3 protein-coding genes, 3 tRNA genes and 1 riboswitch are annotated in these 3,730 nt (G+C 59.9%); of the genes, 2 read left to right on the top strand and 4 right to left on the bottom strand.

Translation table 11 applies throughout. From position 1 onward, the window contains the following. Nucleotides 1-142 precede the first annotated feature (142 nt). Nucleotides 143-339, bottom strand: a riboswitch (cobalamin riboswitch). A 216-nt stretch (nucleotides 340-555) separates the two neighbouring features. The 4 genes from ACY69P_RS15050 to ACY69P_RS15035 all read right to left on the bottom strand — a co-directional run bounded on the left by ACY69P_RS15050 (nucleotide 556) and on the right by ACY69P_RS15035 (nucleotide 2,139). Then, nucleotides 556-632: transfer RNA gene (locus ACY69P_RS15050), tRNA-Pro, on the bottom strand. A 15-nt stretch (nucleotides 633-647) separates the two neighbouring features. Beyond that, nucleotides 648-722: transfer RNA gene (locus tag ACY69P_RS15045), tRNA-Gly, on the bottom strand. A gap of 74 nt (nucleotides 723-796) precedes the next feature. After that, entirely contained in the window at nucleotides 797-1,810 is a 1,014-nt protein-coding gene (gene amrS, locus ACY69P_RS15040; protein ID WP_462328061.1) for an AmmeMemoRadiSam system radical SAM enzyme, read from the bottom strand. A 2-nt stretch (nucleotides 1,811-1,812) separates the two neighbouring features. Then, on the bottom strand, nucleotides 1,813-2,139 hold the full coding sequence (locus ACY69P_RS15035) for a hypothetical protein (RefSeq protein WP_462328060.1): 327 nt from the start codon (nucleotides 2,137-2,139) through the stop codon (nucleotides 1,813-1,815). A 92-nt stretch (nucleotides 2,140-2,231) separates the two neighbouring features. Here ACY69P_RS15035 and purM point away from each other — a divergent pair, with 92 nt between their 5' ends. Both purM and ACY69P_RS15025 read left to right on the top strand, forming a co-directional pair. Continuing rightward, nucleotides 2,232-3,293 (top strand): phosphoribosylformylglycinamidine cyclo-ligase, encoded by a 1,062-nt coding sequence (gene purM, locus ACY69P_RS15030; protein ID WP_459898766.1) that lies wholly within the window; start codon nucleotides 2,232-2,234, stop codon nucleotides 3,291-3,293. A 48-nt stretch (nucleotides 3,294-3,341) separates the two neighbouring features. Continuing rightward, nucleotides 3,342-3,418 (top strand) — tRNA-Trp (locus ACY69P_RS15025). Nucleotides 3,419-3,730 lie beyond the last annotated feature (312 nt).

The following is a 3,730-nucleotide window of genomic DNA, read 5'->3' as shown; positions in this document are numbered from 1 at the left end:
CGCATGGTGCCTCCTTTTGCGTGCGGCGCGAAAGCGCGCCAACAACAAGGAGACGAAGACTCAGAACCGTGCACGGCCGCCACGAAGCACAGGCCCGTAGGGTGCACAAACGGTCCGGAGGTTCGCCTCGAAACCTCAGTAAACCACAAGCGACCAACAGGCTGGTTTCCCGGCTTGAGGGGGTGTCTGCCTACTTCCGCGCCTTCCCATGCGGCGTGCGCACAGTGGCTGTTGCGGGTTCGTCCCCTTTCACGGTTACGGGCTAGCGCCGGATTTGCACCGGACTTCCCAATTCTCCCTTTGCGTTACGCGCAGGGCACCTGATGGCGTTTCTGTCCCAATTGGGGACGGGAAAAGCGCCTTGCCTCTACGCCACGGCGCATGAAAAGGCAAGGGAATCCGCCTGAAAGCGGCATGCGTTGAAAACGCAGCTCATGGGGAAAAGCCCCCGGCAGGCGGAGCAAAAGAGGGGGAAAATGTCGTGCGGGGGGAGCCATAGGGGAGCCGCGCACAAAAAAAGCTTACAGGAAGAATCCTGTAAGCCATTGGTATCTCTGGTCGGGGCGGAGAGATTTGAACTCCCGACATCCTGCTCCCAAAGCAGGCGCGCTGCCAGACTGCGCCACGCCCCGAGGGAAGAGAAAAAGTGGAGCGGGAGACGGGATTTGAACCCGCGACTTCAACCTTGGCAAGGTTGCACTCTACCACTGAGTTACTCCCGCGTCGTGTCGTGAAGAACCACCTACTGAAAATGAAATCCCATGGCAAGCCCTAAGGGCGAACTTTTTCATTTTTTTCACTCGGCGGAAAAGACGCCGGGTATTGGGTGCTTGCACGAGGGGCAAAGGCCCTTGGTATTGTGCGCGCCAAGGCTGAAGCCATGGCGCGCAATGACGACGTGGCCGCACGCGGGGCAAATGGTGCTTTCGGTGTTATGGCCGGGCACGTTGCCCGCATAAATGTATTGAAGCCCAGCATCCCGCCCAATGGCGATGGCGCGTTCCAGCGTGGCAACGGGCGTGGGTGGGCGGTCCATCATGGTGTAGTCCGGGTGGAAGCGTGACAGGTGCCACGGCGTGTCCGGGGAGAGCTCGTCATGGATAAAGGCCGCCATATCCGCAATTTCGCCGTCTGAATCGTTGACGTCCGGGACGAGGAGGGTGGTGACCTCCAGCCACCAGCCAAGACGGCGCATCTGCTTGAGGTTGTCCAGCACAGGCTTGAGGCGTGCGCCGCAGAAGTCTGTATAGGCCGCCTCGGTGAAGGCCTTGAGGTCGATATTGGCGGCATCGATGTACGGCCCCAGCGTGTCGAGACATTCCGGGCTTTGGAAGCCGTTGGAGACAAGAATATTGCTCAGGCCGCGTTCATGGGCGGCGCGGGCGGTGTCGAGCATCAATTCATAAAAGATGGTGGGCTCGGAGTAGGTGTAGGAAATGGACCGGCACCCCCGGTCGATGGCGGCGTCCACAAGGCTTTCCGGTGTGGCGGGCTGGCCGGAGGGGAGCTGTCCGCTGCGCGGCGGCTGCGAGAGTGAGGCGTTTTGGCACCACGCGCAGGAGAAGTTGCACCCCATGGCGGCGAAGGAAAACGTCAGCGTGCCGGGCAAAAAGTGGAAGAGCGGCTTTTTCTCCACCGGGTCCACATGCAGGGCGGCGATGGTGTCCGCGTAGGTGATGAGACGCCCGCCGCGGTTTTCGCGCACCCCGCACAGGCCCCGCGCGTCCGGCGCAATGATGCAGAAGTGGCTGCACAGGCGGCATTGTACCCGGTCGCCGCTGATGGATTTCCAAAGCTGCGCCTGTCGCATGGTTACTCCTTTGGGCGTTGGCCGGGAGCGGTGCTGTTTTTGGGCGTAATGGAAATGTTGGGTTCAATGGTCAGCGGGATGTGGTATTCCTGCTGGTGCGTCTCGTCATGGCGGGGGGCGGGCTGCACGCGGATGATGCGGTCGCCGGTGTCATCGCGGCGCTCCATGTGGATGCCCTCGTCGGATGTGCCGAAGACGCGGTCCTTTCTGGGGGCGGGGGCCTGTGGTGAGGTGTCGCATTGGGCTGGCGCAGGCACCATAACAGCCACAAAAAGCACGGCAAAAGCGAGTATGGCAAGGCGCTGTGGAGAAAAGCGCGTGTGCAGCATGAAAAAATCTCCCTTGAATTTCGGCACTGAAAACCATATAAGCGACTCCCGACCAAGGCGGCAAGCCGCTTTCACCGCAAGGAGCACATCCCATGACAGACAGGGCCAAGGCCTATACCGAAGCTGGCGTAAACATTGACGCCGGCAACGAGTTTGTTTCCCGGATCAAATCCATGGTTTCCTCGACCTTTACAGGCGGGGTCGTGACCGATATCGGCGGGTTCGGCGGTCTTTTCAAGCTGGATACCAATTCCATGGAAAATCCCGTTCTCGTAGCCTCCACCGATGGCGTGGGCACCAAGCTCAACCTCGCCTTTCAGTACGACAGGCACGATACAATCGGTATCGACCTTGTGGCAATGAGTGTCAACGACATTCTTGTCCAGGGAGCCAAACCTCTTTTCTTCCTCGACTATTTCGCCACCGGCAAGCTGAATGTCGGCACGGCGGAGAAGGTTGTCGCGGGTATTGTTGATGGCTGCAAGCAGAGCCGCTGTGCACTGCTTGGCGGCGAGACGGCAGAGATGCCGGACTTCTACAAGCCCGGCGAGTACGACCTGTCCGGATTCTGCGTTGGTGTTGTTGATAATGCCAACATTGTGGACGGTTCGTCCATCCGCCCCGGCGACAAAATCATTGGCCTTGGAAGCTCCGGCGTCCATTCCAACGGGTATTCGCTGGTGCGCAAGCTGGCTACGCAGGCCGGCCTGAAGGGTGACGACACCTTCCCCGGCACCGACAGAACCGCTGCGGACGTGCTCCTTGAGCCCACCCGCATCTATGTGGAAACCGTGCGCGGCCTGATGCGCGACATGACCATTAAGGGCATGTGCCACGTTACCGGCGGCGGCTTCTACGACAACATTCCGCGCATTCTGCCGCGCGGGGTGGTGGCTTCCATCGATTTCGACAGCTGGGACATCCTTCCGGTGTTCAACTGGCTGAAGGAAGAGGGACAGCTGAGCTGGCCCGAAATGTTGCAGATTTTCAACTGCGGTATCGGTTACATCCTCATCGTTTCCGAGGATATAGCCGAGGACGTTGTCAACCGCGCCAAGGGCATGGGCGAAAGCGCCTGGGTCATCGGTGAAATTAAATCGCAAAAAAAGGTTGACAAAGAGCGGGTAATCGTGGATTTTCCGCAAGCGCGCTGAGGGAAAAGCCGTTGAACAACGGTCCTTTAGAACGCTTCTGTGCAGCGCAGGCCAGTAGCTCTAACGGCTAGAGCGGCGGTCTCCAAAACCGCATGTTGGGGGTTCGAATCCCTCCTGGCCTGCCACACACCGCAAGTATAGCCCTTGCTCCTCTGGAGCAAGGGCTTTTTTGCGTCTGGTGCGTGGCGTTCTGCATCTGCGGTGTTGCGTGCGGAGCCGTGATGCGTAGGGTGCACTGCAAGAGTGCCACAGAGGCGTACACGGCTGATTCGCGGGGGCCACAGACACAGTGCTGTGCAAGGATTGGTTTCTGCTCAGCGTAAGTTGTCAGACGACTGCAAAGCGTAGGAGGGGGCGGCCGCTTTTCGGCGCGCAGAGGCTGGCTGCTGCGTGGGTGGAAAGCGTGGCCGGGCAGGTGCAGAAGGAGCAGGGCAGCG

The organism is Desulfobaculum sp., from assembly GCF_054921475.1.
Note: the sequence above shows the minus strand (reverse complement) of the source record. Positions and strands in the feature narration are given on the sequence as shown.

What these genes read in the sequence shown, in the direction of transcription:
- amrS (WP_462328061.1), bottom strand. Translation starts at nt 1,810, where the DNA reads ATGCGACAGGCGCAGCTTTGGAAATCCATCAGCGGCGACCGGGTACAA.
- ACY69P_RS15035 (WP_462328060.1), bottom strand. Translation starts at nt 2,139, where the DNA reads ATGCTGCACACGCGCTTTTCTCCACAGCGCCTTGCCATACTCGCTTTT.
- purM (WP_459898766.1), top strand. Translation starts at nt 2,232, where the DNA reads ATGACAGACAGGGCCAAGGCCTATACCGAAGCTGGCGTAAACATTGAC.